At 64.5% G+C, this 24,554-nt stretch carries 25 protein-coding genes and 1 riboswitch; of the genes, 13 read left to right on the plus strand and 12 right to left on the minus strand.

The window, feature by feature from the left end:
* Positions 1-4 precede the first annotated feature (4 nt).
* The 3 genes from rplI to NMQ16_RS00375 all read left to right on the plus strand — a co-directional run bounded on the left by rplI (position 5) and on the right by NMQ16_RS00375 (position 3,195).
* Entirely contained in the window at positions 5-454 is a 450-nt protein-coding gene (rplI, locus tag NMQ16_RS00365; RefSeq protein ID WP_257078475.1) for a 50S ribosomal protein L9, read from the plus strand.
* A 208-nt stretch (positions 455-662) separates the two neighbouring features.
* Positions 663-2,078, plus strand: a complete 1,416-nt coding sequence (gene dnaB / locus NMQ16_RS00370) for a replicative DNA helicase (RefSeq protein ID WP_257078476.1) — start codon at positions 663-665, stop codon at positions 2,076-2,078.
* Between the two features lie 7 nt (positions 2,079-2,085).
* Complete coding sequence (locus NMQ16_RS00375; protein ID WP_257078477.1) at positions 2,086-3,195, plus strand: DUF748 domain-containing protein; 1,110 nt, start codon at positions 2,086-2,088, stop codon at positions 3,193-3,195.
* A 26-nt stretch (positions 3,196-3,221) separates the two neighbouring features.
* On the opposite strand, the gene NMQ16_RS00380 is transcribed toward NMQ16_RS00375, so the two are convergent.
* The 4 genes from NMQ16_RS00380 to NMQ16_RS00395 are packed head-to-tail and all read right to left on the minus strand — an operon-like array spanning position 3,222 to position 6,072.
* A complete protein-coding gene (locus tag NMQ16_RS00380) occupies positions 3,222-3,677 on the minus strand; it encodes a MarR family winged helix-turn-helix transcriptional regulator (RefSeq protein WP_257078478.1) in 456 nt (151 codons plus the stop codon).
* 34 nt (positions 3,678-3,711) lie between these two features.
* Positions 3,712-5,166, minus strand: a complete 1,455-nt coding sequence (locus tag NMQ16_RS00385) for a PhoH family protein (protein ID WP_257078479.1) — start codon at positions 5,164-5,166, stop codon at positions 3,712-3,714.
* A gap of 32 nt (positions 5,167-5,198) precedes the next feature.
* Positions 5,199-5,651 carry a peroxiredoxin gene (locus NMQ16_RS00390; RefSeq protein WP_257078480.1) on the minus strand — a complete coding sequence of 151 codons (453 nt, stop codon included), beginning with the start codon at positions 5,649-5,651 and terminating at the stop codon, positions 5,199-5,201.
* 31 nt (positions 5,652-5,682) lie between these two features.
* Entirely contained in the window at positions 5,683-6,072 is a 390-nt protein-coding gene (locus NMQ16_RS00395) for an Mth938-like domain-containing protein (RefSeq protein ID WP_257078481.1), read from the minus strand.
* 159 nt (positions 6,073-6,231) lie between these two features.
* Between NMQ16_RS00395 and NMQ16_RS00400 the strand changes: the two genes are divergently transcribed.
* Genes NMQ16_RS00400 through NMQ16_RS00410 form a run of 3 tightly spaced genes read left to right on the plus strand, consistent with a single transcriptional unit; the run spans position 6,232 to position 9,288 of the window.
* Positions 6,232-7,503, plus strand: coding sequence for a pyridoxal phosphate-dependent aminotransferase (locus NMQ16_RS00400; RefSeq protein WP_257078482.1), 1,272 nt, complete (start codon positions 6,232-6,234; stop codon positions 7,501-7,503).
* The gene (locus NMQ16_RS00405; protein WP_257078483.1) at positions 7,493-7,978 is read left to right on the plus strand and encodes a GNAT family N-acetyltransferase; all 486 of its coding nucleotides are present in this window, start codon (positions 7,493-7,495) and stop codon (positions 7,976-7,978) included. Before NMQ16_RS00400 ends, NMQ16_RS00405 begins: the two co-directional genes overlap by 11 nt.
* Positions 7,975-9,288, plus strand: a complete 1,314-nt coding sequence (locus NMQ16_RS00410) for a homoserine dehydrogenase (RefSeq protein ID WP_257078484.1) — start codon at positions 7,975-7,977, stop codon at positions 9,286-9,288. Before NMQ16_RS00405 ends, NMQ16_RS00410 begins: the two co-directional genes overlap by 4 nt.
* A 17-nt stretch (positions 9,289-9,305) precedes the next feature.
* Here the strand turns inward: NMQ16_RS00410 and NMQ16_RS00415 are convergent, their stop codons facing one another.
* Positions 9,306-10,508 carry an HPP family protein gene (locus tag NMQ16_RS00415; protein ID WP_257078485.1) on the minus strand — a complete coding sequence of 401 codons (1,203 nt, stop codon included), beginning with the start codon at positions 10,506-10,508 and terminating at the stop codon, positions 9,306-9,308.
* A 192-nt stretch (positions 10,509-10,700) separates the two neighbouring features.
* Between NMQ16_RS00415 and thrC the strand changes: the two genes are divergently transcribed.
* The 3 genes from thrC (at position 10,701) to NMQ16_RS00430 (ending at position 15,783) form a co-directional block, all read left to right on the plus strand.
* Positions 10,701-12,134 (plus strand): threonine synthase, encoded by a 1,434-nt coding sequence (thrC, locus tag NMQ16_RS00420; protein WP_257078907.1) that lies wholly within the window; start codon positions 10,701-10,703, stop codon positions 12,132-12,134.
* 117 nt (positions 12,135-12,251) lie between these two features.
* Positions 12,252-13,109 carry an HDOD domain-containing protein gene (locus NMQ16_RS00425; protein ID WP_257078486.1) on the plus strand — a complete coding sequence of 286 codons (858 nt, stop codon included), beginning with the start codon at positions 12,252-12,254 and terminating at the stop codon, positions 13,107-13,109.
* A 121-nt stretch (positions 13,110-13,230) separates the two neighbouring features.
* A riboswitch (cyclic di-GMP riboswitch) is annotated at positions 13,231-13,320 on the plus strand.
* Between the two features lie 87 nt (positions 13,321-13,407).
* On the plus strand, positions 13,408-15,783 hold the full coding sequence (locus NMQ16_RS00430; protein ID WP_257078487.1) for a DUF1631 domain-containing protein: 2,376 nt from the start codon (positions 13,408-13,410) through the stop codon (positions 15,781-15,783).
* A gap of 18 nt (positions 15,784-15,801) precedes the next feature.
* Here the strand turns inward: NMQ16_RS00430 and NMQ16_RS00435 are convergent, their stop codons facing one another.
* Positions 15,802-16,290, minus strand: coding sequence for a hypothetical protein (locus NMQ16_RS00435; protein ID WP_257078488.1), 489 nt, complete (start codon positions 16,288-16,290; stop codon positions 15,802-15,804).
* Between the two features lie 29 nt (positions 16,291-16,319).
* Here NMQ16_RS00435 and NMQ16_RS00440 point away from each other — a divergent pair, with 29 nt between their 5' ends.
* From NMQ16_RS00440 to NMQ16_RS00455, 4 genes are all read left to right on the plus strand, one after another.
* A complete protein-coding gene (locus NMQ16_RS00440; RefSeq protein ID WP_257078489.1) occupies positions 16,320-16,805 on the plus strand; it encodes a DUF3106 domain-containing protein in 486 nt (161 codons plus the stop codon).
* 20 nt (positions 16,806-16,825) lie between these two features.
* Positions 16,826-17,419 (plus strand): sigma-70 family RNA polymerase sigma factor, encoded by a 594-nt coding sequence (locus NMQ16_RS00445; RefSeq protein WP_257078490.1) that lies wholly within the window; start codon positions 16,826-16,828, stop codon positions 17,417-17,419.
* On the plus strand, positions 17,412-17,714 hold the full coding sequence (locus NMQ16_RS00450) for a hypothetical protein (protein WP_257078491.1): 303 nt from the start codon (positions 17,412-17,414) through the stop codon (positions 17,712-17,714). Before NMQ16_RS00445 ends, NMQ16_RS00450 begins: the two co-directional genes overlap by 8 nt.
* A gap of 68 nt (positions 17,715-17,782) precedes the next feature.
* A complete protein-coding gene (locus NMQ16_RS00455; RefSeq protein ID WP_257078492.1) occupies positions 17,783-18,325 on the plus strand; it encodes a hydrolase in 543 nt (180 codons plus the stop codon).
* Here NMQ16_RS00455 and NMQ16_RS00460 read toward each other — a convergent pair.
* The 6 genes from NMQ16_RS00460 to NMQ16_RS00485 all read right to left on the minus strand — a co-directional run bounded on the left by NMQ16_RS00460 (position 18,322) and on the right by NMQ16_RS00485 (position 24,531).
* Positions 18,322-19,362: an alpha-hydroxy acid oxidase gene (locus NMQ16_RS00460; protein ID WP_257078493.1), complete on the minus strand. Its 1,041-nt coding sequence runs from the start codon at positions 19,360-19,362 to the stop codon at positions 18,322-18,324. The genes NMQ16_RS00455 and NMQ16_RS00460 overlap by 4 nt on opposite strands.
* A gap of 2 nt (positions 19,363-19,364) precedes the next feature.
* Positions 19,365-20,048 carry a Fe2+-dependent dioxygenase gene (locus NMQ16_RS00465; protein WP_257078494.1) on the minus strand — a complete coding sequence of 228 codons (684 nt, stop codon included), beginning with the start codon at positions 20,046-20,048 and terminating at the stop codon, positions 19,365-19,367.
* A 28-nt stretch (positions 20,049-20,076) separates the two neighbouring features.
* Positions 20,077-22,347 carry a TonB-dependent siderophore receptor gene (locus NMQ16_RS00470; RefSeq protein ID WP_257078495.1) on the minus strand — a complete coding sequence of 757 codons (2,271 nt, stop codon included), beginning with the start codon at positions 22,345-22,347 and terminating at the stop codon, positions 20,077-20,079.
* A gap of 240 nt (positions 22,348-22,587) precedes the next feature.
* Positions 22,588-22,725: a hypothetical protein gene (locus NMQ16_RS00475; RefSeq protein WP_190295037.1), complete on the minus strand. Its 138-nt coding sequence runs from the start codon at positions 22,723-22,725 to the stop codon at positions 22,588-22,590.
* 42 nt (positions 22,726-22,767) lie between these two features.
* Positions 22,768-23,616, minus strand: a complete 849-nt coding sequence (gene nadC / locus NMQ16_RS00480; RefSeq protein ID WP_257078496.1) for a carboxylating nicotinate-nucleotide diphosphorylase — start codon at positions 23,614-23,616, stop codon at positions 22,768-22,770.
* 81 nt (positions 23,617-23,697) lie between these two features.
* A complete protein-coding gene (locus tag NMQ16_RS00485) occupies positions 23,698-24,531 on the minus strand; it encodes a DMT family transporter (RefSeq protein WP_257078497.1) in 834 nt (277 codons plus the stop codon).
* Positions 24,532-24,554: the final 23 nt, after the last annotated feature.

The following is a 24,554-nucleotide window of genomic DNA, read 5'->3' on the forward strand; positions in this document are numbered from 1 at the left end:
GACCATGCAAGTCATCCTGATGGATAAAGTGGCCAAGCTCGGCGATCTGGGCGATGTGGTGAAGGTGCGTGACGGTTACGCCCGCAATTTCCTGATTCCGACCGGCCGCGCCAAGCGCGTTACGCCGGAAAATCTGGCGGTGTTCGAAACACGTCGCGCCGAACTGGAAAAGGCGGCTGCCGAACGTCTGGCGAGCGCCAAGACCGTTGCCGAAAAGATGGAAGGCGTGACCGTCCAGGTCGTGCGCAAGGCCGGTGTCGATGGTCGCCTGTTCGGCTCGGTGTCGACGTCCGACATCGCCGAGGCACTCGTCGCCCAGTCCTTCCCGGTCGACAAGTCGATGGTCCGCATGCCCGACGGTCCGCTGAAGACGACCGGTGAAAACAAGTTCGAAATCGCGCTGCACTCGGATGTGCTGGTCAATGTGACGGTGGCAGTGGTCGGCGAAAGCTGATCATTACTTCCGGCCAGCCGGCCGGTTCGCAGCTGGAAAGCCACCCTCGGGTGGCTTTTTTCTTTTGCGATACGGCTTCCAGATGTCCTTCCAGAATATCCACATTGCTGCCCACAGCTTATCCACAGCTTGTGCCGTTGTGCCGCTTGCCCGGCGGGACTAGATTGCCGGATTGACGGCGCAGCTTCCAGGAAATGAAAACAACACAATGAGTATCGTCCGCAACGCAGGCAACCCCGACGCACAGGCGGCGCAGGCTTCGCAGGACAGACAGATCGCTGCCCTGAAACTGCCGCCACATTCTATCGAGGCAGAACAATCGCTGATCGGCGGACTGCTGCTCGACAACAGCACGTGGGACCGCGTCGGTGACCAGGTCGGCGAGTCCGATTTCTACCGCGACGACCATCGCCGCATCTTCCGCCACATCGCAAAACTCATCGAACAAGGCAAGCCGGCCGACGTCGTCACGGTGTACGAGTCGATCGAAAAGTCGGACGAGGGGCAGCAGACCGGCGGTCTTGCCTATCTGGGCGAAATCGCCAACAACACGCCGTCTGCAGCGAACATCCGCCGTTACGCGGAAATCGTCCGCGAGCGCGCCATTCTGCGCAAACTGGTCAGCGTGGGCGATGAAATCGCAGCGAGTGCACTGTCGCCCCGCGGGCGCGATGCAAAAACCTTGCTCGACGAAGCGGAATCGAAGATCTTCGAGATTGCGGAAGCCGGTGCCAGCAGCGGCTCAGGCTTCGTCGCCATCCAGCCCTTGCTGGTCCAGGTGGTGAACCGTATCCAGGAACTGTACGACCGCGATGATCCGTCCGACGTCACCGGTGTTCCGACCGGCTACATCGACCTCGACGCGAAGACGGCAGGCCTGCAACCGGGCGACATGATCATCGTCGCCGGCCGTCCGGCCATGGGCAAAACCTCGTTCGCGCTGAATATCGCCGAGCACATCGCCGTCGACATTGGTCTGCCGGTCGCCATCTTCTCGCTCGAAATGCCGGGCACCCAGCTGGCCATGCGTTTCGTGTCATCGGTCGCCAAGATCGATCAGGGCCGTCTGCGCACCGGACGGCTGACCGACGATGACTGGGGCCGGCTGACGATGGCACTGGGCAAGCTGCATGAAGCGCCCATCCACATCGATGAAACGGGCGGCATCAATCCGACCGACCTGCGCGCCCGTGCGCGGCGGCTGTACCGGCAGTGCGGCAAGCTCGGCCTGATCGTGGTCGATTACCTGCAGCTGATGTCAGGCACGCGCGATGGCGAGAACCGAACGGCGGAGATTTCCGAAATTTCCCGTTCCATCAAGTCGCTGGCCAAGGAACTGCACGTGCCCATCATCGCGCTATCGCAGCTGAACCGGGCACTGGAACAACGACCCAACAAGCGTCCGGTAATGAGCGACCTGCGCGAATCCGGCGCCATCGAACAGGACGCCGACATCATCATGTTCATCTACCGGGACGAGGTCTACAACCCGGACACACAGGACAAGGGACTGGCCGAAATCATCATCGGCAAGCACCGTAACGGCCCGACCGGCACGGTTACGCTCGGCTTTCAGGGCGAACACACCCGCTTCGTCAACGCGGCGCGGCCGGGTTCCTACTGACGCGCACATGCGTTCCGGGCTGCGTCGCGCCGTTCTGCTCCTGGTCCTGACGGGCGTGGCGTTGCTCGGCGCCTTCCTGCTTGCGCCGCTGCTGCTTCGCAATCAGATCGAGACGGCCCTCGGGCCGCGCGGCGAGGTTGCGAAGATCGATATCGGATTCGGGTCAGTCGTGCTGCACGACGTTCGCATTCGCGCCGTGCGCGATGGCAAGCAGGGATGGCCGACCGATGACGAGCTGCGTGCGCAACGCGTCGAAGTGCGTCCGCAGCTGCGCGACCTGCTGTCGGCACGCGTGCGCATCGAGCGCATCACCATCGATGGCGCCTATCTGTCGATGTTGCGCACACGTGACGGCGCACTGCGGGTGCTGCCGACGCTGCTCGAGAAGTCGCCTGTTCAGGAAGGCGCTCAGGACGCATCTCCCCAGAAGCCCGTTCCGGTTCATGTATCGCGCATCGAATTGCGTGACGCGGCGCTCGATTTCTACGACGCCAGTGTGCGCAGGACACCGCATCGGCTGACGCTGCAGGCGCTGAACGCCGAGATCGGGCCGCTGGATCTTCCTGCTCTGGATACCGCCTGCACGCTCAAGTTAGAAGGCGTCGTAAAAGGCGTGCGACAGGACGGCCGCCTGACGCTGCAGGGCGAAGTGGTGCCCGCGACTCGCGATGCAAGGCTGGAGCTGTCACTGCGCGGAGTCGATCTGGTGGCCTTCCAGCCCTACCTGATCCGCGCTGCGGAAACCGGCGTCAAGCGCGGCACGATGGATCTGGACATCCAGCCGGTCGTCGTCGCCCAGCGCCTGAAGGCCCCCGGCACGCTGACGCTGAAAGGACTGGAGCTTGCCTCCGGCGGCTCGTTCATGGGCTTGCCACGGGCGGCCGTGGTCGGGCTGATGAAGGACAGGGATGAGCGCATCAGCGTCGACTTCACGCTGGAAGGCCGCATCGATGATCCATCGTTCTCGCTGAACGAAGGGTTCGCCACCCGCGTCACCGGCGCTGTCGCCGAATCGGTCGGCATCAGTCTTGGCGGCCTGGTGCGCGGGGTAGGCAGCGCCGGAAGTTCGGTCGTGAAAGGCGTCGGCGACGCGGTGGGCAAACTGTTCGGGGACTGAGTGGCTGGCTGCGAGCGACGGCTTGTTCAGCCGGCGCCGTGGGCTGCCTGATCATGCTGCTTCAGGTGCGCGCTCAGCATGTGCAGTTCGGTGCGCATCCGCGCAAAGACGTCCGGCGGCAGACCGGACTGTTCGGCCACCCCGGCATGCACGGGCCGCGCCTGTTCCCGCAGTGCACGTCCGGCATCGGTCAGCCGGATTTCCAGCGCCCGCTCGTCGAGCCGGCTGCGCGCCCGCGTGATGTAGCCAGCGCCTTCAAGCCGCTTGAGCAGCGGCGTCAGCGTGGGCGAATCGAGATCCAGACGTTCGGCAAGCGCCTTTAGCGTCAGTGCGTCCTCCTGCCACAGAACCAGCATCACCAGATATTGCGGGTAGGTCAGGCCAAGGGCCTTGAGGCCTGGCGAGTAACAACGGGTGATGGCATGCGTCGCTGCATAGAGGGCGAAACACAACTGCTGGTCAAGAAGCATGGGATCAATCATGGTTGCGGCTCCTTCATCACTTCACACATGGCACTCATAGCACTTCGGCTGCATGGTCGGCAAGGCGCGAGCGCTCGCCGCGCTGCAAGGTCACATGACCACTGTGCGGCCAGCCCTTGAAACGGTCAACGACATAGGTCAAACCGGAACTGCCTTCGGTCAGGTAAGGCGTATCGATCTGCGCAATATTGCCCAGGCAGATCACCTTGGTACCGGGGCCGGCGCGGGTGATCAGCGTTTTCATCTGCTTGGGCGTCAGGTTCTGCGCCTCGTCGATGATCAGGAACTTGTTCAGGAAGGTGCGCCCGCGCATGAAATTGAGCGACTTGACCTTGATCCTGCTGCGGATCAGGTCGAGCGTGGCGGCGCGGCCCCACTCCCCGGAGGCATTCGGGTCGTCGGTCTTGTTCAGAACGTCGAGGTTGTCTTCGAGGGCACCCATCCACGGCGTCATCTTTTCTTCTTCTGTACCCGGCAGGAAACCGATGTCTTCGCCGACCGGCACGGTCACGCGCGTCATGATGATTTCGCTGTAGAGCTTGCTTTCCAGCACCTGGGTCAGTCCGGCAGCGAGCGTCAACAGCGTTTTTCCGGTCCCGGCCTGGCCGAGCAGGGTGACGAAATCGATGTCCGGATTCATCAGCAGGTTCAGAGCGAAGTTCTGTTCGCGGTTGCGCGCCAGAATGCCCCAGACCGAATTCTTGTGGTGTCCGTAGTCGACCAGCGTTTCCAGCACGGCGGTCTTGCCGCTGCGCTCCCGCACTGCAGCATGGAAGGGTTTGTCCTGCTTCGCACCCGCTTCCCTGTAAACGAACTCATTGATCAGCAGATCGGGGCACAGCGGCCCTCTGACCCGATAAAGCGTGCGACCGCTTTCCTTCCACGATTCAAGATTGCCGCCATGCTCGTCCCAGAATTTCTCCGGCAGCTCACGCGTGCCGGTGTAGAGCATGTCGGTGTCTTCGAGCACCTTGTCGTTGAAGTAATCCTGCGCATGCAGCCCGAGCGCGCGGGCCTTGATGCGCATGTTGATGTCCTTCGACACCAGGATGACCTGACGCGCCGGGTAGCGCTGCGACAGATGCATCACGACCGCGATGATCTGGTTGTCCGCCTTGGCGGTGGGCAGGCCGGCCGGCAGCACGCCGTCGATCGCCTCGGTCTGCAGCAGCAGGTGGCCACTTGCCAGGTCGCTCGACGCCGCCGCCAGCGGAATTCCCAGGGCGATGCGGTCTTCCGCGCCGCTGACGATCTCGTCCAGCAGCCGGCTGGCCTGGCGCGCGTTTCGCGCGACCTCGGTCATGCCCTTCTTGTTGTTGTCCAGCTCTTCGAGCGTCATGATAGGCACGAAGATGTCGTGCTCCTCGAAGCGGAACAGGCTGGTCGGGTCGTGCATCAGCACGTTGGTGTCGAGGATGAAAAGCTTGGTGGCGGGGGCGGACTTGCGAGTGCGCGGTGCGGGTGCTGCGGCGGGGCGTCGGGTGGCCATTGGATTTTTTTCTGCGTCGGTTGCGCCGGGTTTCAGAGTGTCTTGACGAAGTCGAGCACCTCGTCTGCGTGGCCCGGCACTTTCACACCGCGCCACTCGCGCAGGATCAGGTTGCCGGTGCCGATCACGAAAGTGCTCCGCTCCACGCCACGCACCTGCTTGCCGTACATGTTCTTCATCTTCATGACATCGAACAACGCGCAGGCGACTTCATCGGGATCGGATATCAGCTCGAACGGGAGCTCGAGCTTGCCTTTGAAATTCTGGTGCGACTTGATGCTGTCACGCGAAATGCCGATCACGCTGCAGCCGGCGGCAACCAACTGCGGATAAAGATCGCGAAAGGCTGCGCTTTCGGTGGTGCAGCCCGGTGTGCTGTCCTTCGGATAGAAGTAGATGACCAGCGGCTTGGCGGCAGCGGACAGGTTGAAGTCCTGTCCCGAGGTGGACGCGAGTGTGAAATCGTCGATCGGGGTGGTGCTCATCTGAGCCGTCTCTCCTTGAGTGGTTTCGGGGTCACGCTGACGGCACGGGTTCCGGCAGGATGAGTGCTGCGGCCACGGCACGGCCTTCCGCGACCAGGATGTTGTAGGTGCGCGCAGCGGCCAGCGTGTCCATGACTTCAACGCCGATGCCTGCATCGATCAACGGACGCAGCAGGGAAGGGGGCGGGAACTGCTGTGTCGGGCCGGTGCCGAGCAGGAGGATCTGTGCGTCGAGCGTGGTCAGTTGCGCAAAGTCGGCGGCATCGAGCTGGTCGATGCTGCCGGCGCCCCAGTCCTCGCGCAGCAATCCGGGGCCGAGCACCACGGTGCGCGTCAACTGGCGCTCGCCGATCTGCAGATAGCCGTCACCGAATCCGGTGACAAGGTAGGTGGTCGGGCGCGGGTTCTGGTGCAGCTTCACGGTGGTTCGGTCGGAGAGGATCCAAGGGGCCTTCGGGTGCCGCCGGCAACCGGCTTTTGCCCTGTCTTGCGGGCTCGCATACAATCATATCTTTTTTCGCCGACGGACAATGAAGTCCGCGCGACGGTAGTCATTCCGGTGACTGCCGCACTCTGCCCCATGCCCAGTCATCCAATCATCGCCTCTCCAGATCGCCCCATCGTGCATCCTCCGGTTTCGAAGTCTTCAAAGCTCGCCAACGTCTGTTACGACATCCGCGGCCCCGTGCTCGCCCGGGCCCGCCAGATGGAGGAAGAGGGGCAGCGCGTCATCAAGCTCAACATCGGCAACCTCGCGCCCTTCGGTTTCGAAGCGCCAGAGGAAATCGTGCAGGATGTGATCCGCAACCTGCCCGACGCATCCGGCTACACCGATTCGCGCGGCCTGTTCGCGCCGCGCAAGGCCATCATGCAGTACAGCCAGGAAAAGCGGATTCCGGGCGTGGGTGTGGACGACATCTTCATCGGCAACGGCGCGTCCGAGCTCATCGTGATGGCCATGCAGGGTCTGCTCAACAGCGGCGACGAAGTACTCGTGCCGGCGCCCGACTACCCGCTGTGGACCGCGGCAGTGACGCTGGCAGGCGGCACGGCGCGTCACTACATCTGCGACGAAGGCGCCGACTGGATGCCCGATCTGGCCGACATCCGCGCCAAGATCACGGCCAACACGCGCGCCATCGTCATCATCAACCCGAACAATCCGACCGGCGCGCTGTACTCCGACGCGCTGCTGCAGGATCTGGTGGAGATCGCGCGCCAGAACAACCTGATCGTGTTTGCCGACGAAATCTACGACAAGACGCTGTACGACGGCGCCACCCACACGTCGATCGCCTCGCTGGCCGACGACCTGCTGTTCGTCACCTTCAACGGCCTGTCGAAGAACTACCGCGCCTGCGGCTACCGCGCCGGCTGGATGGTCGTGTCGGGCGACAAGCGTCATGCGCGCGACTACATCGACGGGCTGAACATGCTGGCGTCGATGCGACTGTGCTCCAACGTGCCGGGCCAGTTCGCGATCCAGACCGCACTCGGCGGCTATCAGACGATCAACGATCTGGTTGCGCCGGGCGGACGACTGGCGCGACAGCGCGACACCGCGTGGGAGCTGCTGACGCAGATCCCGGGCGTCAGCTGCGTCAAGCCGCGCGCCTCGCTCTACCTTTTTCCGCGGCTTGACCCGAAGCTCTACCCGATCGAGGACGATCAGCGCTTCATTCTCGAACTGCTGGAAGAGCAGCGTGTGCTGCTGGTGCAGGGCACCGGCTTCAACTGGCCGCGGCCGGACCACTTCCGCGTCGTCTTCCTGCCGCACGAGGACGACCTGCGCGAAGCCATCGGACGCATCGCCCGCTTCCTCGACGGCTTCCGAAAGCGTCATGGCCGCTGAGGTCACCGTCGTGCGGGTGGCCGCCCGGCGCGCCGTTCTCGAACCATCCTGGCTGGCGCGCGCGGAAGCGGTGCATCGCGCACTCCGGCCCGATCTGCCTGCGGATTACGTCGGCACATTGCAGGGCATTTTCGACGACGGCGGCGAAATGGTCGTGGCCGTCCGCGATGACCAGGTGCTCGGCGTGGCGGTCTTCCGCTGTCACCGCAACACGTCGAGCGGTGTGCACTTCTATATAGATGACCTGGTCACCGCACCGGCGGCTCGCTCGCAGGGGGTCGGCAAGACCCTTCTCGACTGGCTTGCGCACGAGGCAACAGAACGCGGGGCCACGCGCCTCAGGCTTGACTCCGGCACACAGCGCGTCGATGCGCACCGCTTCTACCATCGCGAAGGCATGCACATCGCCTGTTTCCTTTTTTCGCGGGATCTGGATACGGTCCCGCAACGACATTCCACACGAGGCAAGGCATGAAACCCATCAATGTAGGTCTGCTCGGCATCGGCACCGTCGGTGGCGGAACCTGGACGGTCCTGACCCGCAACCAGGAAGAAATCACCCGTCGCGCCGGTCGGCCGATCCAGATCACCGCGGTAGCCGACCGCGATACCGCCCGCGCGCAGCAGCTGACCGGTGGCAAGGTGAAAGTGACCGGCGATGCCTTCGAGGTCGTGCGCGACCCGAACATCGACATCGTGGTCGAACTGATCGGTGGCTACACCATCGCGAAGGAACTGGTGCTCGAGGCGATCGCCCATGGCAAGCATGTGGTGACCGCCAACAAGGCGCTGCTGGCCACGCACGGGCAGGAAATATTCGCCGCGGCGCAGGCCAAGGGCGTCATGGTGGCGTTCGAGGCTGCGGTCGCCGGTGGCATCCCCATCATCAAGGCGGTGCGTGAAGGGCTGACGGCCAACCGCATCGAGTGGGTGGCCGGCATCATCAACGGAACCACCAACTACATCCTGTCGGAAATGCGCGACAAGGGCCTGACCTTCGCCGACGCGCTGGCCGACGCACAGCGGCTGGGCTACGCCGAAGCCGATCCGACCTTCGACATCGAAGGCGTCGATGCCGCACACAAGATCACCTTGCTGTCGTCGATCGCGTTCGGCATCCCGGTCCAGTTCGACCGCGCGCACATCGAAGGCATCACGAAACTGACCGCCGACGACATACGCTACGCCGAAGCGCTGGGCTATCGCATCAAGCTGCTGGGCATCACCAAGCGCAAGGCCGACGGTTTCGAACTGCGCGTGCACCCGACGCTGATCCCGTCGAAGCGCCTGATCGCCAATGTCGAGGGCGTGATGAACGCCGTGCTGGTGAAGGGCGACGCGGTCGGCGCCACGCTGTATTACGGTCGCGGCGCCGGCGCCGAGCCGACAGCGAGCTCGGTGATCGCCGACCTGGTCGACGTGACCCGTCTGCACACGGCTGACCCGGAACATCGCGTGCCGCATCTGGCATTCCGCGCCGATCAGCTGTCCGACACCCCCATCCTTCCGATCAGCGAAGTCGAGAGCGCCTACTATCTGCGCCTGCGCGTGCAGGACAGGCCGGGGGTGCTGGCCGACATCACGCGCATCCTCGCCGACCAGGAAATCAGCATCGACGCCATGCTGCAGAAAGAGCCGTCGGAAGGCGAACAGCAGGCGAACATCATCATGCTGACCCACGTGACGCGGGAGAAAAAGGTCGATGCCGCCATCGCGCGCATCGAAGCACTCGACAGCACGGTGGGCAGCGTGACGCGTCTGCGTCTCGAGGAGCTGAACGGCTGAACCGGCGGGGCCGGCATTCAGCCGGTCTGCGCCGGTGCGGCACTCGACGCTTCGCTTCTTGCGTCGATCAGTGCCATCCGGTGATACAGCGCCGCGACCAGACCGGTGCGGTCGAGCAGCCCGACCAGGCGGTCGGCACCGTTGATCACCGGCACCGCAGTCTGACGGCCGGCGGCAATCGCCTCGGCTGCCGCGGCCACGCTATCGTGCTGGCGCAACACCAGCACGCCGTCGCGCACGTCGCGCATCATCTGTCCGGCCACCTCCGCCTTGTCGGAATGCATCTGCGGCGAACGCGCGAGCAGGTGGCGTAACGCATCGCCCCTCGTGCGACTCCCCTCAGGCGACAGCTCGCGCAGAAAATCTTCCAGCGACATCAGACCAATCACGCGCCGGCTGCGGTCGACCACCGGCAGGGTGTCGACGCGCAGCGTACGCATCAATTGCCAGGCATCAGCGAGCGGTGTGGCGAACTCGAGCGCAGGCGCAGCCCTGTCCGAACGCTCGATCAGGTCGCTGCAGCGCATTTGATGGACGCGCATGAAGGCGTGTCGGAGCGTGCGTTCGTACAGTTCGACGAGGTCGTCGTCACGCACGTCGAGAAAACCGTCGATCTCGCCCAGCGCCGCCTCGAGATCGCGGTGTGCGATCACCGGCGGCGCCCGGTGCATCCGCTGCTGCGCGGCGGGTGGCGTACCCTGCGGATAGTGGCGGCCGGGAATCAGGTTATTCACCACCATGACCGCCACCATGATGGCAATCGTGTTCGCGACGGTCGCCATCAGCGCCGGCTCGATCGCAGCGCCCTGAGCGGCGGCCAGCGCCATGGTCAGCGCCATCGCGCCGGCCGGCGGATGGATGCAGCGTGCCCAGGCGGTAAGCCAGATCGATGCGGCCAGTGCCACCGCCATCACCCACGGCCCGCTCGGCAGCCAGTAACCGCAGGCGTAACCGAGCGGCGCGGATATCAGCAGACCGCCGATGACCGACCACGGCTGCGCCAGCGGGCTGTGCGGCAACGCGAACAGGATGACCGACGTCGCCCCCAGCGGTGCCAGGATGCGCTTCTCGTCCGCGCCGAGCGGCAGCACATGCAGCACGCCCTCAAACAACAGCAGGCCGAGAAAGCCCGCCAGCGTGCTGCGCCACCTTTCGGCGGGAGACAGCGGCGGGGCGTCGGACACCAGATGTCGGCGCAGCAGTTCGGACATGCCGATCATGGGGACTTTCCGGTCGAGACGCTGCAGTGTAGCGGTGCGCCCTAATTTGGTGCATTCATGTCGCCATAACACGGGGAAGGCATCGGCGCAGGCGGGGAGGGCGTGCTGTGCTAGATTAACGCCCCTTGTATTGACGCTCTCGAGCGCGCCGCGCCCTAACGCCTCCCGACCACGACTCCGATGCACGACGCGATGTATTACGTATCCACCCGCGGCCTCGCGCCGCAGAAGCGCTTCACCGACATCCTGCTGGGCGGACTGATGGAGGATGGCGGTCTCGCCATGCCTGTGCGCTACCCGACGTTCACGCCGGTCGAGCTCGGGTCCATGCGCGGCATGGATTACCGCCAACTGGCCTTTGCGGTGCTGTCGCGCTTCGCCGACGACCTGCCGGCCGATGACCTGCGCAATTTGATCGAACGCACCTATCGGCCCGAGGTTTACTGCAACACCGTGTCGGGCTCCGATGCCCGCGACATCACGCCGCTGTACACGCTGGAGCCGGACCTGCACCTGCTCGAACTGTCGAATGGCCCGACGCTGGCATTCAAGGACATGGCGATGCAGCTGCTCGGCAACCTGTTCGAGTATGCGCTGGCGAAAAATGGTGCCGAGCTGAACATCTTCGGTGCCACGTCGGGCGATACCGGTTCGAGCGCCGAATACGCAATGCGCGGCAAGCGCGGCATCCGCGTGTTCATGCTGAGTCCGCACGGCAAGATGAGCCGCTTCCAGAGCGCCCAGATGTTCAGCCTGCAGGACCCGAACATCTTCAACATCGCGGTGCGCGGTGTGTTCGACGACTGCCAGGACATGGTGAAGGCGGTATCGAACGACCTCGATTTCAAGGCGAAGTACCGCATCGGCACCGTCAACTCGATCAACTGGGCGCGCGTGTCGGCCCAGGTTGTCTACTATTTCAAGGCGTACTTCGCCGCGACGCAGCGCGATGACCAGCAGGTGAGCTTCACCGTGCCGTCCGGCAACTTCGGCAATGTGTGCGCCGGTCACATCGCCCGCATGATGGGCCTGCCGATCCGGCATCTGGTGGTGGCCACGAACGAAAACGACGTCCTCGACGAGTTTTTCCGTACCGGCGTCTATCGGCCGCGCGGCAATGCGGAAACGCTGCACACGACGAGCCCGTCGATGGATATTTCCAAGGCGAGCAATTTCGAGCGCTTCATCTTCGATCTCACCGGTCGCGACACCGAGCGGGTGAGGGCGATGTGGAGCGAAGTCGATCGCGGCCGCCCGTTCGATCTGTCGGGCACCGGACTGTTCGCCAAGGTCGCGTCCGAGTATGGCTTCCAGTCCGGTTCGAGCAACCATGCTCACCGTGTCGCCACCATGCGGCTGGCGCATCAGCGCTGGGGGCGCGCCATCGACACGCATACCGCCGACGGCCTGAAGGTGGCGCTTGAGCGGCGCGAAGCGGGCGTACCCATGGTTGTGCTCGAAACTGCACTGCCTGCCAAGTTCTCGGAAACCGTGGTCGAAGCACTGGGCTGCGAGCCGGTCCGCCCGCACGGGATGGAGCACCTCGAATCGCTGCCGCAGCGTTACGAAGTGATGGGTGCCGACGTGGCTGCCATGAAGGCCTTCATTGCCCGCAACACTGGATAATCGGCAGGCAGGCGGCAGCGGCGCGGGCTGAATCGGGGATCAAGTCGGACCCGCACGCTGCCGTATACACAGACATCGAACCACATGCGCACCTCGGTGCGTCACGGAGAACATGTCATGGGTGAGCCGGTGAATTCATCGCTTGAGGCACTGCAGCGGCTTTCAGCCGAACTTGAATCGGGCGACATCGTCTTCCCGACCAGCATCGATGTGTCGCTGCGCATCCGGCAGGCGCTTGAAAACCCCGACATCAACGTCAACGAGGTGTGCCGGCTGGTTGGCGCCGAGCCGGTGCTCAGCGCGAAGGCATTGCGCCTCGCCAATTCGGTCGCCTACAACCGCAGCGGCAACGAAATCACCGACGTCCGCACCGCGGTGACACGCGTCGGTACCGAGCCGATCCGCATGCTCACGATGTCGCTCATCGTCCGCCAGATGGTCGATGCGCGCGCCGACGAACGTCTGCGCGTACTGACGCACGACCTGTGGCGGCACACCATCCACGTTTCGGCGCTGAGTTACGTGATCGCGCGTCGCCTTTCGCGGCTCAACGCCGATACGGCCATGTTCGCCGGTCTGGTCCATGAGATCGGCCAGTTCTACCTGCTGGCCCGCGCATCGGCCTTTCCTGCGCTGCTGCAGCGGGAAGCTGAACTCGGCGGACTGATGTTCAGTTTCAGCCAGAGTGTCGGCCGCGCTGTACTCGAATCGCTCAAGGTACCGGAACAGGTCATCGCAGCCGTCGATGGACCGTCGTTCGAGGGTGCCGTCGTGCCGCCCCGTTCGCTGGGTGATGTGCTGTTCCTTGCGGAAAGCATGGCGGCCTTCCCGAACCCGTTCACCAACCTGTCGCCGGAAGAGGATGTTCTGCTTGCCGATGCAGCGACCTCTGAGATCGACAACGAAACGCTGGAGGCCGTGGTCGCGGAATCCAGGGAAGAGATCGATTCCATCATCGCCACTTTGCAGATATGAGCGCCCGGGGTCTGTTCACAATTGGTCCGTGCGCGGCCAGCGCATGATTTACGAATCGAATGCGAACAGGCCCTCAAGTCTTCCGCAGCGCAGTCGTTAAATGATGTGACGACATATTGAAGCTGAACCAGGGCAAACCCACCGAAAGGTGGCGACGCAAAGTTTCCGGTCTACCGGGTGCCCAGCGCCCCATGACAGCGGGGCCGCCGCGAAGCTGCACGCCGCCTCGCGTCCGGTCCTGACTTTGCGCCCCGTTTCAGCCTTTACCGACCGCCGTGTGCGGCCGCAAAGGTGAATCATGAGCGCTGTACCCCTGCCGAAACAGACCGCCGTACCGCCCGAACGAGGGCGGGTGATCAGCGACTGCCGGGATTTCACGATCCGGCGCCTGCGTGATTCGCTGCGCGGCATGCTCGAAAAGATCGAGGAAGATCTGGTCGCCCGGGCCGAGGCGGAACTCGACCGCGATCAACGCAATCTGTACATGTTCACCTGCGGCAAGGCCCGCCAGCAGTGGGCCGGCATCGAACAAACCTTCATCGATCACCTGACCCGCTATTTCGACGCGCGCGTACGTGGCGAACCGATCGAATCATCACGATCCGCAGTGCCGACGTCGCTGGACGAACTCAGTCTGGTCGGCGAAGACGACCTGACGCAGGATCTGGCCGTTCATGAACTGACCCGCAAGCTGAAGGAACACTGCGACGAGGAGCTGTTCGGCGTCGAACAGCGTCTGGGCTCGCTGCTCGGCAAGACGGATCCGACCGATCAGGACAACCCGCTGGGCACCGAAGGCGTCGCCAAGGCGCTGCGCGCGGCGTGCGAAGAAGTCGATGCCAGCGTGCAGATGCGTCTGGTGCTCCTGCAGTCGCTCGAATCGCAGATTTCACGCGAACTTTCAAAGCTGTACCAGGACCTGAACGTACGATTGCAGCGGCAGAATGTGCTGCCGGGCCTGCGTCGTGGTTTCCGTCGCCACGCCGGCTCGCGCTCCGGCGTGGCCGGCGTGGCGCATGGACAGGGCGTCAGCGCAGCCGGTGATCAGGCAGGTGTGGCCGGCAGCGGCTATGCACCGTCCACCAGCGGACAGGGCGGCTTTCCTGCAATAGGCGGTGCCCACGACGCGGGCCCCACCGCATCGATGCCCGGTTTCGGCATTTCGTCGGTGGATGGCGGCTTCGGCGAACAGGCTGCGTTTGGCGCCGCAGCGGAGGCTGACGGCGATATCTACGCCATGCTGTCGCAACTGGTCCAGGGCCAGATGGCGGCACAGGGCATTACGCTGCCGCCGATCGGCGCAGCCGGAGCAAACCCGGCCGGGCTGGCGTCGCCCTTCGTGTTCGAGGCGCTCAGCGCACTGCAGTCCGACGCCGACCTTTCTGTGCCGGCCGCTGCGTCCTTCAACCTCGGCATTCCGCCCAATCTGCTGCGCAATTTCCGTACCTCCGAACTGGGCCGCCATCTCGGGCAGTTCGATGCGATCACGGTCGACATCGTCGCCATGCTGTTCGATCTCATCTTCGACGACGCCGATATCGCCGATCCGATCAAGGCGCTGGTCGGCCGGCTGCAGATTCCGCTGGTCAAGGTGGCCATGCTGGACCGCAGCTTCTTCTCCAGCAAGGCGCATCCGGCGCGCCGACTGCTCGACCTGATTTCCAACTCGATGATGCGCTGGGGGCGCGACGTCGGTCACGAAGACCCCCTCTACATCAAGCTGGCGGAAATCGTCGACCGCATCCTGCGAGATTTCGATCGCGATCTGAGCCTGTTCGAGGCCTGCAGCGACGACCTGCGCGCCTTCGTCATCGAACTGGAAGCAGACGAGACGCAGCGCGCCGAAGCGGCAGCGCTGATCGCCAGCGCGCGCGAGCAGGAAAGACTGCGCCGCGAGGATGCGCGGCGAGTCGCCGACGACGAGATCGATGACCGGCTGCGCAAGCCGCTGCCCGGTGTGGTGCAAAGTCTGCTCGATGGCGTATGGCGGCGACTGCTGCGCAAGCATGTCGATACCGGTCCGGACGCGGCGGTCGATTACCAGCAGGCGCTCGCCACCATCGACGAATTGATCTGGAGCGTGCAGGCCAAGGCCGATGCGGATGAGCGCCGTGCCCTGGTCGTGGCGCTGCCCGGTTTGCTGCGCCGTCTCAACCAGGGCTTCGACCTGGCAGGCGCCCATCCGGCCGACAAGCTGATGCTGCTCAACGGCCTGTTCGATCTGCACGCGCAGTGGCTCAAACCTGGTGCAGCGACAGCGCCGCCGGCGGTTGAACAGTGGGTGCCCGAGGCATACTCCGCGAATGACGATGTGCCGGCACCGGAAGTGGTCAGCGAGCATGTCGAACAGGACGGCCTGGAACTCAATGACATTTCGTTGAATCTGCCGTCACCGCTCGACATCCAGGAGCAGGACCGCGTGTTCGAACTCAAGCGCGGCGACTGGATCGAGTTTCGCCAGGTTGACGGTAGTTTCGTGCGCATGCGCCTGAACTGGGTCAGCCCGCAACGCGGCATCTACCTGTTCACCAATCCCGGTTCGACGCGGGCCACCTCGATCGCACCCGACGCGCTGGCGCTGCAACTGGCGAACGGCGAAGCACGCGTGGTCAACAATGAGCCGATGTTCGACCGGGCGGTCAGCCAGGCGCTCGGCCAGCAGCGCGCACATTAAGGTAAGGGCGGCCGACCGTCAGCGACGCATCTGAGGGTCATGCTTCTGATGCCGGATGCTGGCATTGGCGCGATCCTGCATGCGTTCCATCCTGACCGCTTCCTTGCGATCGATCGCGCCATCGGCCAGTGCCCGGTTCTCCACGCGATCGATATGCGCCTGCTGATGTTCCAGCCGGGCGGCTTCGTGCGCGGTGACCGTCCCGTTCGCGATGCCGCGGTCGGTCCGCGTTTCCTGTCTGTCCTGCCGGTTGTCAATGCGGGTTTCCATGCGGTCGGACGGCGCGGGCTGAGCGTGTGCCGCGGTGCTGAAGGCAAGGGCGAGCAGGGCGGCGAGCGGCAGGGCTTTCATGGTGGTCTCCGGAAAATCAACGGCGTGCGAATGCAACGCCTGCATCGCTTGAACGCTGCGCGCCCGCCACTTCTTACGTCGCCCGCATGTAAGCGGATGTAAGGGTTTGCGGCGGCCCCGGATGTCGCGTAAGAATCCGGCGTCCCGCGCGTTCAATGGCGGTGACCGTGAAGCCTGGAACCGACGTGTTCGCACTTTCCTCCGATTACGCCATGTGCCAGCCGTACCGCCCGATCCCGATCCTGCTCCTGGTCGCGTGCATGCTCGCGTTCGGGCTCCGGTCGGGCGGCGCGCAGGCTGCGTTGCCCGAAGTACCCGACCCGCAGGCGTGGAGCACCCTGCCGGCCGCCGAACGCGATGCGCGTGCCGGCGCCTTGCGCGAGAAACTGCGCGCCGCCACGCCGGACGAGCGCCGGCAGTTTCGCGAACGTCTGCGCGAACGCCTGTCGGCGATTCCGCCGGAGCAGAGGCGCGAAATCGCTGACCGGCTGCGCGAAGACTGGAAAGCCATGAGTGATGCAGACCGGGATCGCCTGCGTGCCGAGCGGCGGGATTACATCCGCTCCCTGTCGGCGGAAGAACGCAAGGCCCTGCTGCGCGAGCGGCGCGAACTGCTCGACCGCATGACACCTGAAGAGCGTCGCCGCTGGCAGCGCGAGATCGGACGCTAGACCTGTGGCTGCAGACATCCGTGGCTGCTGAATTCGGCCTGCCGGCACTGGATGGGCTGCTGCCGCGCGCCTGGCGCAGTGACGCTGCGTTGCTGCAGCAGGCGCATGCGGGGATGCGGGCCGCCTCCGACGAACTGGTGCGACGCCTGCTGCCACGGGCCCACGCACTTGCGTGGCGGCTGACTGGCAACAGGGCGGACGCGGAGGATGTCGTGCAGGAAGCGTTCTGTCGTCTTTGGCAGCACGCGCCACGCTTCGAGCCCCGCGCATCGGTGACGACCTGGTTCCTGACCATCGTGCGCAATCTGTGCATGGACCGCTTCCGCCGCGAGGTGGAACGCGCTGACCCATCGGTGCTCGACGATCTGGTTGATCCGGCAGCCACACCGGAGCAGCACTGGCTGGCGGGCGTGCGCAGCGCGCGACTGCACGAGGCCCTCGAACGGTTGCCGGCGCGCCAGCGCAGCGCGCTGATGATGTGGGCGTGGGAAGAATGCGACATCGCGGCCATTGCACACGAACTGGGGCTGGCCGAAAATGCAGTCCACCAACTGTTGTTCCGGGCCCGGGCCCGGCTCAAGACCCTGCTGTCAGGAGGGGATGCACATGACTGAACCACTGTCTGGTGTCAAACCGGATGCCGCATCGGGCCCGTTCGCCGACGATGCGCTGCGCAGTGCGCTGCGCGAATTGCCTGAACCGCAGCCGTCGCCGGACCTGCAGCAACGGCTGCGGGCCGGTGCGCCGGATCGCCGCCCGCGCGTGCTGCGTGGCTGGATGACCGGCCTGGTGCTGTGTTCCCTGTTGGCTGCGGTCGCGTTCGGCGTGATCGAGTACCGTGCCTGGCAGACCACCGAAGAACTGGCCCGGCTGGACGAGCTGTCGGTGGCGTCCATGCTGCTGCTCTGAGCCGGGCGATGCCGGATGTCATCAACGGCTGTTAAGCTCATACGCAACAAGGATGGACGGAGTGTTCGATGCTGATTGACCGCCACGGATCGTCGCTGCTGCTGATCGATATGCAGGAGCGCCTGTTGCCCGCGATGGATGACGCAGGACGCCTGCTTGACAATGTCGTCTGGATGGTGCGCATCGCGCAACGTCTGTCGGTTCCGGTTTCGATCTGCGAGCAGAATCCGAAAGGTCTGGGCGCGACGGTGCAGGCGCTGCGTGACCTCGTACCGGTTCAGTCCATCGCGCCCAAGATGCGCTTTTCATGCGTCACCGATGGCTGTCTGGATACGATGACAGGGCTGCAGCGGCCGCAGGTCGTGATCTGCGGCATCGAAGCGCATATCTGCGTGCTGCAGAGTGCGCTGGACCTGCAGTCCAGCGGCAAGCAGGTGTTTGTCGCCGCCGATTGCATCGCGTCACGCGACCCGTCCAATCGCATGGTGGCCATCGACCGGATGCGTCAGCACGGCGTGATCGTGGTGTCGCGTGAAATGGTGGCATTCGAATGGCTCGGTGCGGCGGGCTCGGACGAATTCCGCGAAATCAGCCGGACTTTCCTGCGCTAGGGTCTGCCGGGGCGGATGGCCGCCACGCCGGCATGGCCGCACAGCGCCATGCTCTGTTCCAGTTCGTCGCGCAACAACCGAATGACGTGCGCAACACCGAACGCACCGTTGCCGGCAAGCCCCCAGATGCAAGGTCGCCCGATGAGTACCGCATGCGCGCCCTCCGCCAGTGCGCGATGCACGTCGATGCCACTGTCGATGCCGCTGTCGAGCAGCACCGGTACGCCGGGCCCGACGGCGCTCACGACGGCCGGCAGCGCCGCCAGGCTTGCCGGTGCCCCGGGCAGCACGCGTCCGCCGTGGTTGGACACGACAACGCCGTCACAGCCCCGACGCACCGCTTGCACCGCGTCGTCCGGGTGCAGCACGCCCTTGAGCAGCAGGGGCAGCGGCGTGAGGTCGCGCAGCCAGTCCAGATCGTCCCAGGTCGGTGCCTGCGCCATCCAGCCGTCGAACACCTGGCTCTGGCCGTCGGCGATTGCGACCGGGCGCGCAGGTGCATCGAGATTGACCGCACCGACCTGCGCCGGCAGCGCCAGCGCGGTCTGCTTCACAGGCGCATCGACCGTGAACACCACAGCGCGGACGCCGGCAGCGATGGCGCGATCGAGCAGCCGGCGTGTCGCTTCGCGGCTGCCTTGCCAGTAAAGCTGGAACCACGGCGCGCGCTCTGCGGCACGCGCGATGGCGTCGAATGGCTGACTGGCCAGCGAGCTGATGATCATCTGCCCGTCCTGCGCATTCGCTGCCATGGCACTCGCCTGTTCGCCGTCCGGGTGATACAGGCGCTGATAGGCGAGCGGGGCGAGCAGCATCGGGTGAGCGAGCCGTTCGCCGAACAGTTCGATGCGGGTATGACCGCCGCGTACATCGGTCAGCGGGCGCGGCGTCAGCGGCGCAGCGTCGAACGCTGCGCGGTTGGCGCGCCCGCACGGCGTTTCGCGGCCGTCGTCGAGGTAGTGCCAGAGGTCAGGGTGCAGGCGTGTGCGCGCCAGCTCGCGATAATCGGCGATCGAACGCGGCGCAGGGATGGTCACGTTCAGGTGTCACCCCAGCGGCGCAGCAGGTTGTGATAGACACCGGTCAATCTGACCATGGATGGCGTTTCACCCAGCTGCTGGCGCAGCGCCAGCAATTCCATGTCGAGATCGAACAGCAGGCGTCGCTGTTCGGCGTCCCGCACCAGACTCTGGATGAACATGAAGCAGCCGATGCGCTCACCGCGCGTCACCGGCCGCACCTGATGCACCGACGAAGACGGATAGATGACCAGACTGCCGGCCGGCAGCTTCACTTCGTGACGGCCGTAGGTGTCTTCGATCACCAGTTCGCCACCGTCGTAATCGGCCGGATCGGACAGGAACAATGTGGCCGACACGTCGGCGCGCACATAGCCGCTGCCATCGGGCAGTGCGCGCATCGAATTGTCGATGTGCGCACCATAGCGGTCGGCGTCGTCGGCGTAGCGGTTGAAGCAGGGCGGCACGATGCGGTGCGGCAGCACTGCGGTGAAAAACATCGGCGAGCGGTTCAGTGCCGCCAGAACGATGCGCCGCAACTCAGGCAGCAGAGGCGCATCGTCGGCGATCTGCCAGTTGTTCTTGACGGTGACGGCCTGCGTACCCGCGGTGGCCGCACCGCTCGACCACTCGGCACGATCGAGCAGCGCGCACACCAGGGCGACTTCATCATTCGACAGCAGATCTTCTATCGTCAGCAACATGGGCAGGGCAGTTCAGCAGGAATCGGGATCAGAACGAGTGGATGGCCGACAGCACAGCGGCGCGACCGGCACCCGGGATGCTCTGGCCTCCGGCCACTTCGAACAGGTATTTCTCATCCATCAGGTTGTACACATTGAGCCTGAGCTTGAGGTCCTTGCTGACCTGATAGAGCGCGACTGCATCGAACAGCCAGTAGTCGTCAACCACGACCACAAGGTCGGTGCTGGCACTGCTGGCGATGATGTTGTTCCGGGTATCGACATACTGCACGCCGCCACCGACGCTCAGTTCATTGGTCAGCTGGTAGGTGGCCCACGCATTGAAGGTGTGGCGTGGCGTGTTGTCAAGTTCCTGTCCGAGCTGCACCGCGTCGTTCGACTTCTTCACTTCGCTGTCCTGGAAAGTGTAGCCGGCAAACAGGTTCAGCCGCGACGTCACGCGGCCGGTGGCCGACAGTTCGATGCCCTGCACTTCCTGTACGCCATTGAGCACCGTCGCAATGTCTGCCGGACCGCGCGTGCGGCCGTTGAACCGTTCGGTGCGGAACAGGGCGCCATGGATCAACAGCGATTCGCCCAGCGCATTCCACCTGGCACCGACTTCATAGCTTCGGGTGCGCTCCGGCTTCAGGTTGAAGTCGGCCACGGTGACCGGAAGATTGTTGTTGCCGCCGGCCAGCTGCACGATTTCGGCGCGGCCTGACGGATCGAAGGAACTGCCGTAGCCGGCGTACAGGCTCAGCGTCGGGACGGGCCGGAAGATGAGGCCGACATTGCCCGACACCTCGGTATCGGTGCGCGACAGGTCCTGGCTGTAGCCCGGCACGCGGCCGTCGTTCAGCGCCCGCACCGTCGTCTTCACCCGGTCCCAGCGCAGACCGGCGTTGATGTCCCATTGCGGCGTCAGCGTGATGATGTCCGACACATAGAGCGCCGTGGTTTCCAGATCGAGCCGGGCGCGTGTGCCGTTGTAAGCAATCGGCGCGGCGGCACGCAACTGCGGATCCAGCAGATTGGTCGCCGGGCCGTTGGCATCGAGGCGGCGCTTGTTCTCACTGTCTTCGCGCGACAGTTCCAGACCGGTCACGAGGTGGTGACGAATGGCCCCGGTCATGAGCTTGAACGTCAGGTCGGTCTGGTTGATCAGCAGTTCGTTGTCCTGATCACGCGGCTTCTGGTTGCCGACCACCCGCGTATTCGCGTTGAAGGTGGTCAGGCCGCCGGGAGAAAAGCGCGGCGACGAGAAGATCGAATCATTGCTCGTGTGGCCGTAGCGCAGCTGGTTGCGGACACTGACCTTGTCGTTGAAGTCATGTTCGAACCTGAACGTGGCCTGATGGGTTTCCAGGTCCTGGTAGTCGGTGCTGTGACCGTAGTAATTCGAGTAGTTGACCGGCGCCACCTTGCCGCCGAACCCTGAATTTTGCAGGCTGGCGTTGCGCGCATTCGGCAGGCCCGCGTCCGGCCGGTTGTCCTGCCGCATGTACATGTAGCTGAGCGTGAAACGGGTGGGCGTACCCAGGCCGAAGGCGATCGACGGTGCGATGCCGAAGCGCTTGTTCTCGACCTCGTCACGACCGGGTTGGTCGTTCTGGTGCGACATCAGGTTCAGCCGGAAAGCACCGCGGATGCTTTCGAGCGGCTGATTGATGTCGGCGGAGACTCGATACAGGCTGTCGGTGCCGATGCCGGCCTCGATTTCGCGTTTCTGCTTCAGCGATGGCGCCTTCGACACCTGATTGATCGTGCCGCCGGACGAGCCGCGACCGGCAAAAGCCGATGCCGGGCCCTTGGTCACTTCGATGGTTTCGACGTTGAACGGATCGCGGAAGAACACGCCCGCGTCGCGCACACCATCGACCAGGATGTCGTCGCGCGCCGAGAAGCCGCGGATCTTCAACTGGTCGCCGGACGGCGGATTGCCTTCGCCGGCCTGGAAGCTGATGCCGGTCACGTTGCGCAGCGCATCGCGCAGGGTTTTCGTGCCCTGGATCTCCAGCATCTCTTCGGTCAACACCTGCACCGTCTGCGGAATGTCCTGAATCGCCTGCGGTCGCTTAGGCGACGACAGTAGCTCGGCCTTGTAGGGCGGGGGCGCCTGAGCTTCGACGCTCACTTCCGGCAGCACTTTGCCTTTCGGCGTCGCCTCGGCGGCCTGCGCAGCAAAACTGAAGCCTCCCGCCATCAGCGCCGCGCCCAGCGGCAGCACGGTACGGCCCCGCAGATCGACTGCCGCCCGGGTTTTTTCCCGATCTGCGCTGTTTCGGGCGGATGTGATGTCGTTCGATCGCTGCTTCATGCGTGCTCCTTGCGGGGATTGTTACCTTGGATGACCCGGGTAATTTGCGCACGAATAGTAACCGAAATGCAAATGCTTCTCACCCCGATTTAGAATTCTATATTCAGAGCGACGGCAGCCGATACCCGTGCGTGGCCGCACCGGTGAGTGTCAGACAGAAGTCAAGGAGGAGAAGCAGCTACCGACCGGGCAGCCACTGCAGGGGCAGTCAGGCCGGAAGGGCGCCGGCTGATCTGCTTTCTAGAGGTAGAGCACCGCAGGGAATACGGTCACGGCCAGCACGAACACCAGCCATTCGATGTTGTTGCGGGCGAGAAAACCGGTGAAATGCAGGATGAGAACAGTGATCGCAACGATGTAATACAGGATGAACCACATCAGCCCGGGTCTCCGCAGGTATCGGTCGAGTATGCCGGACGCTCAGCGTTCGACATGACGAAGAGAAAGGTCGATCGCGCGTACGTTCTTGGTCAGCACGCCGATCGAAATGCGGTCCACACCGGTTTCCGCAATGGCGCGCACCCGGTCCAGATCCACGCCACCGGACGCTTCGAGTTCTGCCCGGTCGTCATTGATCGCCACCGCCTCGCGCATCTGGTCGATGCTCATGTTGTCCAGCAGCACCATGGTGGCTCCGGCGTCCAGCGCCTCGCGCAGCTGCGCCAGCGTCTCCACCTCGATCTGGATGAAGGCGTTCGACGGTGCAATGCCGCGCGCCCGCGCCAGCACCGGGCGGATACCGCCAGCCGCCATGATGTGGTTTTCCTTGATCAGGATGCCGTCATACAGACCCATGCGGTGGTTCAGCCCGCCGCCGATGCGTACTGCGTACTTCTGCGCAAGTCGGAGCCCGGGCAGTGTCTTGCGCGTATCGACGATGCGCGCCGACGTACCTGAAATCGCATCGACGAAGCGCCGTGTCATCGTGGCGGTGGCCGACAGCAGCTGCACGAAATTCAGTGCAGCACGTTCGGCGGTCAGCAGCGCTCGCGTTTCCGACAGGATTTCGCACAGCTTCTGGTCCGGCGCCACCCATTCGCCTTCCGGTACATGCCAGGCGACCGTCGCTTTCGGATCAAGCGCGCGCAGGCAGGCTTCGAACCAGTCGCGACCGCACAGCACCGCTTCCTCGCGCGCCGTCACCAGGCCCTGTGCAGCACGCCCGGGCGGAATCAGGCGCGCCGTCAGGTCGCCGGTGCCGACATCCTCGGCAAGCGCCTGCGACACATTGCGCTGGATTTCGATGGACAGCTGTTCATTTTCCCGCATGGCAGTGACCGGTAGATCGAAGCGGCGGATTCTAGCATCGCGCCCGTGCGCGCCATGCGGCGGCAGTCACACCGGACACGCTCAGCGTCGGTGCGCCAGCCAGGCACTCAGCAATCCGCTGGCCACGATGATGACTGCACCACCAATGGCACTGGCGCCGGGCAGGTCACCGAACACCAGCCAGCCCATCAGCGTCGCCCAGACCAGTTGTACATAGATGAGTGGGCTCAGCGTCGACGCCGGCGCGAAGGCCATCGCGCGGATCAGCAGGAAGTGACCGGCCATGCCGGACACGCCCAGCGACAGCACGAGCAGGGTGTCCTGCCAGCTCGGGATGTCACTGTCTGCAGCCGCCGGCAGCGCAACGGAGGAGACCCCGGCGCCGATCAGCGCGGTGTAGAACAGGGTGGTCAAAGGTCGCTCGGTCGGCGCCAGCGTGCGCGTCGCCAGCTGGTACAGCGCGTACAGCAGCGAGCCGGCCAGCAGCATCAGCACCGGCACCAGGGGCAGGTCGCCGTCCGGGCGGGCGATCAGCAACACGCCGGAAAAGCCGAACAGCGCGAGCAACCAGTGCGCCCCGGTCACCCGCTCGCCCAGCACCGGACCGGCCAGCAGCGTGACGATGAGCGGCGTGATGAAGAACAGCGACGTGCCTTCGGCCATCGGAATCGTGCGCAGGCCGCCCATGATCAGGAAGGACACACCGGCCAGCAGCGCGGCACGCACGATCTGCAGCCGCCAGCGAGCGGTGACCACGAGGGTGCGTCCCATGCGCGGGTAAAGCACGGCGCCCAGCACGATGGCCGGTACGAGATAGCGCGCCCACACCAATACGCCGACCGGATAACGCTGCGACAGGTATTTACCGGTCGTGTCCAGCACGGCGAAGCAGAACAGGGCCGCCAGCATCAGCATCACGCCGATCAGCGGCTGCGAGC

The sequence above is a fragment of the Methyloversatilis sp. XJ19-49 genome (assembly GCF_024580145.1).
Taxonomy (GTDB): Bacteria; Pseudomonadota; Gammaproteobacteria; order Burkholderiales; family Rhodocyclaceae; genus Methyloversatilis.

Bases quoted from the DNA above. Each gene is read 5' to 3' on its own strand.
- NMQ16_RS00485 (WP_257078497.1), bottom strand. From the start codon at position 24,531: ATGCTGATGCTGGCGGCCCTGTTCTGCTTCGCCGTGCTGGACACGACC.
- NMQ16_RS00380 (WP_257078478.1), bottom strand. From the start codon at position 3,677: ATGATTGATCCCATGCTTCTTGACCAGCAGTTGTGTTTCGCCCTCTAT.
- NMQ16_RS00390 (WP_257078480.1), bottom strand. From the start codon at position 5,651: ATGAGCACCACCCCGATCGACGATTTCACACTCGCGTCCACCTCGGGA.
- NMQ16_RS00405 (WP_257078483.1), top strand. From the start codon at position 7,493: ATGGCCGCTGAGGTCACCGTCGTGCGGGTGGCCGCCCGGCGCGCCGTT.
- NMQ16_RS00475 (WP_190295037.1), bottom strand. From the start codon at position 22,725: ATGTGGTTCATCCTGTATTACATCGTTGCGATCACTGTTCTCATCCTG.
- NMQ16_RS00455 (WP_257078492.1), top strand. From the start codon at position 17,783: ATGCTGATTGACCGCCACGGATCGTCGCTGCTGCTGATCGATATGCAG.
- rplI (WP_257078475.1), top strand. From the start codon at position 5: ATGCAAGTCATCCTGATGGATAAAGTGGCCAAGCTCGGCGATCTGGGC.
- NMQ16_RS00425 (WP_257078486.1), top strand. From the start codon at position 12,252: ATGGGTGAGCCGGTGAATTCATCGCTTGAGGCACTGCAGCGGCTTTCA.
- nadC (WP_257078496.1), bottom strand. From the start codon at position 23,616: ATGCGGGAAAATGAACAGCTGTCCATCGAAATCCAGCGCAATGTGTCG.
- NMQ16_RS00450 (WP_257078491.1), top strand. From the start codon at position 17,412: ATGACTGAACCACTGTCTGGTGTCAAACCGGATGCCGCATCGGGCCCG.
- NMQ16_RS00400 (WP_257078482.1), top strand. From the start codon at position 6,232: ATGCCCAGTCATCCAATCATCGCCTCTCCAGATCGCCCCATCGTGCAT.
- thrC (WP_257078907.1), top strand. From the start codon at position 10,701: ATGTATTACGTATCCACCCGCGGCCTCGCGCCGCAGAAGCGCTTCACC.
- NMQ16_RS00410 (WP_257078484.1), top strand. From the start codon at position 7,975: ATGAAACCCATCAATGTAGGTCTGCTCGGCATCGGCACCGTCGGTGGC.
- NMQ16_RS00430 (WP_257078487.1), top strand. From the start codon at position 13,408: ATGAGCGCTGTACCCCTGCCGAAACAGACCGCCGTACCGCCCGAACGA.
- NMQ16_RS00465 (WP_257078494.1), bottom strand. From the start codon at position 20,048: ATGTTGCTGACGATAGAAGATCTGCTGTCGAATGATGAAGTCGCCCTG.
- NMQ16_RS00385 (WP_257078479.1), bottom strand. From the start codon at position 5,166: ATGGCCACCCGACGCCCCGCCGCAGCACCCGCACCGCGCACTCGCAAG.
- NMQ16_RS00375 (WP_257078477.1), top strand. From the start codon at position 2,086: ATGCGTTCCGGGCTGCGTCGCGCCGTTCTGCTCCTGGTCCTGACGGGC.
- dnaB (WP_257078476.1), top strand. From the start codon at position 663: ATGAGTATCGTCCGCAACGCAGGCAACCCCGACGCACAGGCGGCGCAG.
- NMQ16_RS00415 (WP_257078485.1), bottom strand. From the start codon at position 10,508: ATGATCGGCATGTCCGAACTGCTGCGCCGACATCTGGTGTCCGACGCC.
- NMQ16_RS00470 (WP_257078495.1), bottom strand. From the start codon at position 22,347: ATGAAGCAGCGATCGAACGACATCACATCCGCCCGAAACAGCGCAGAT.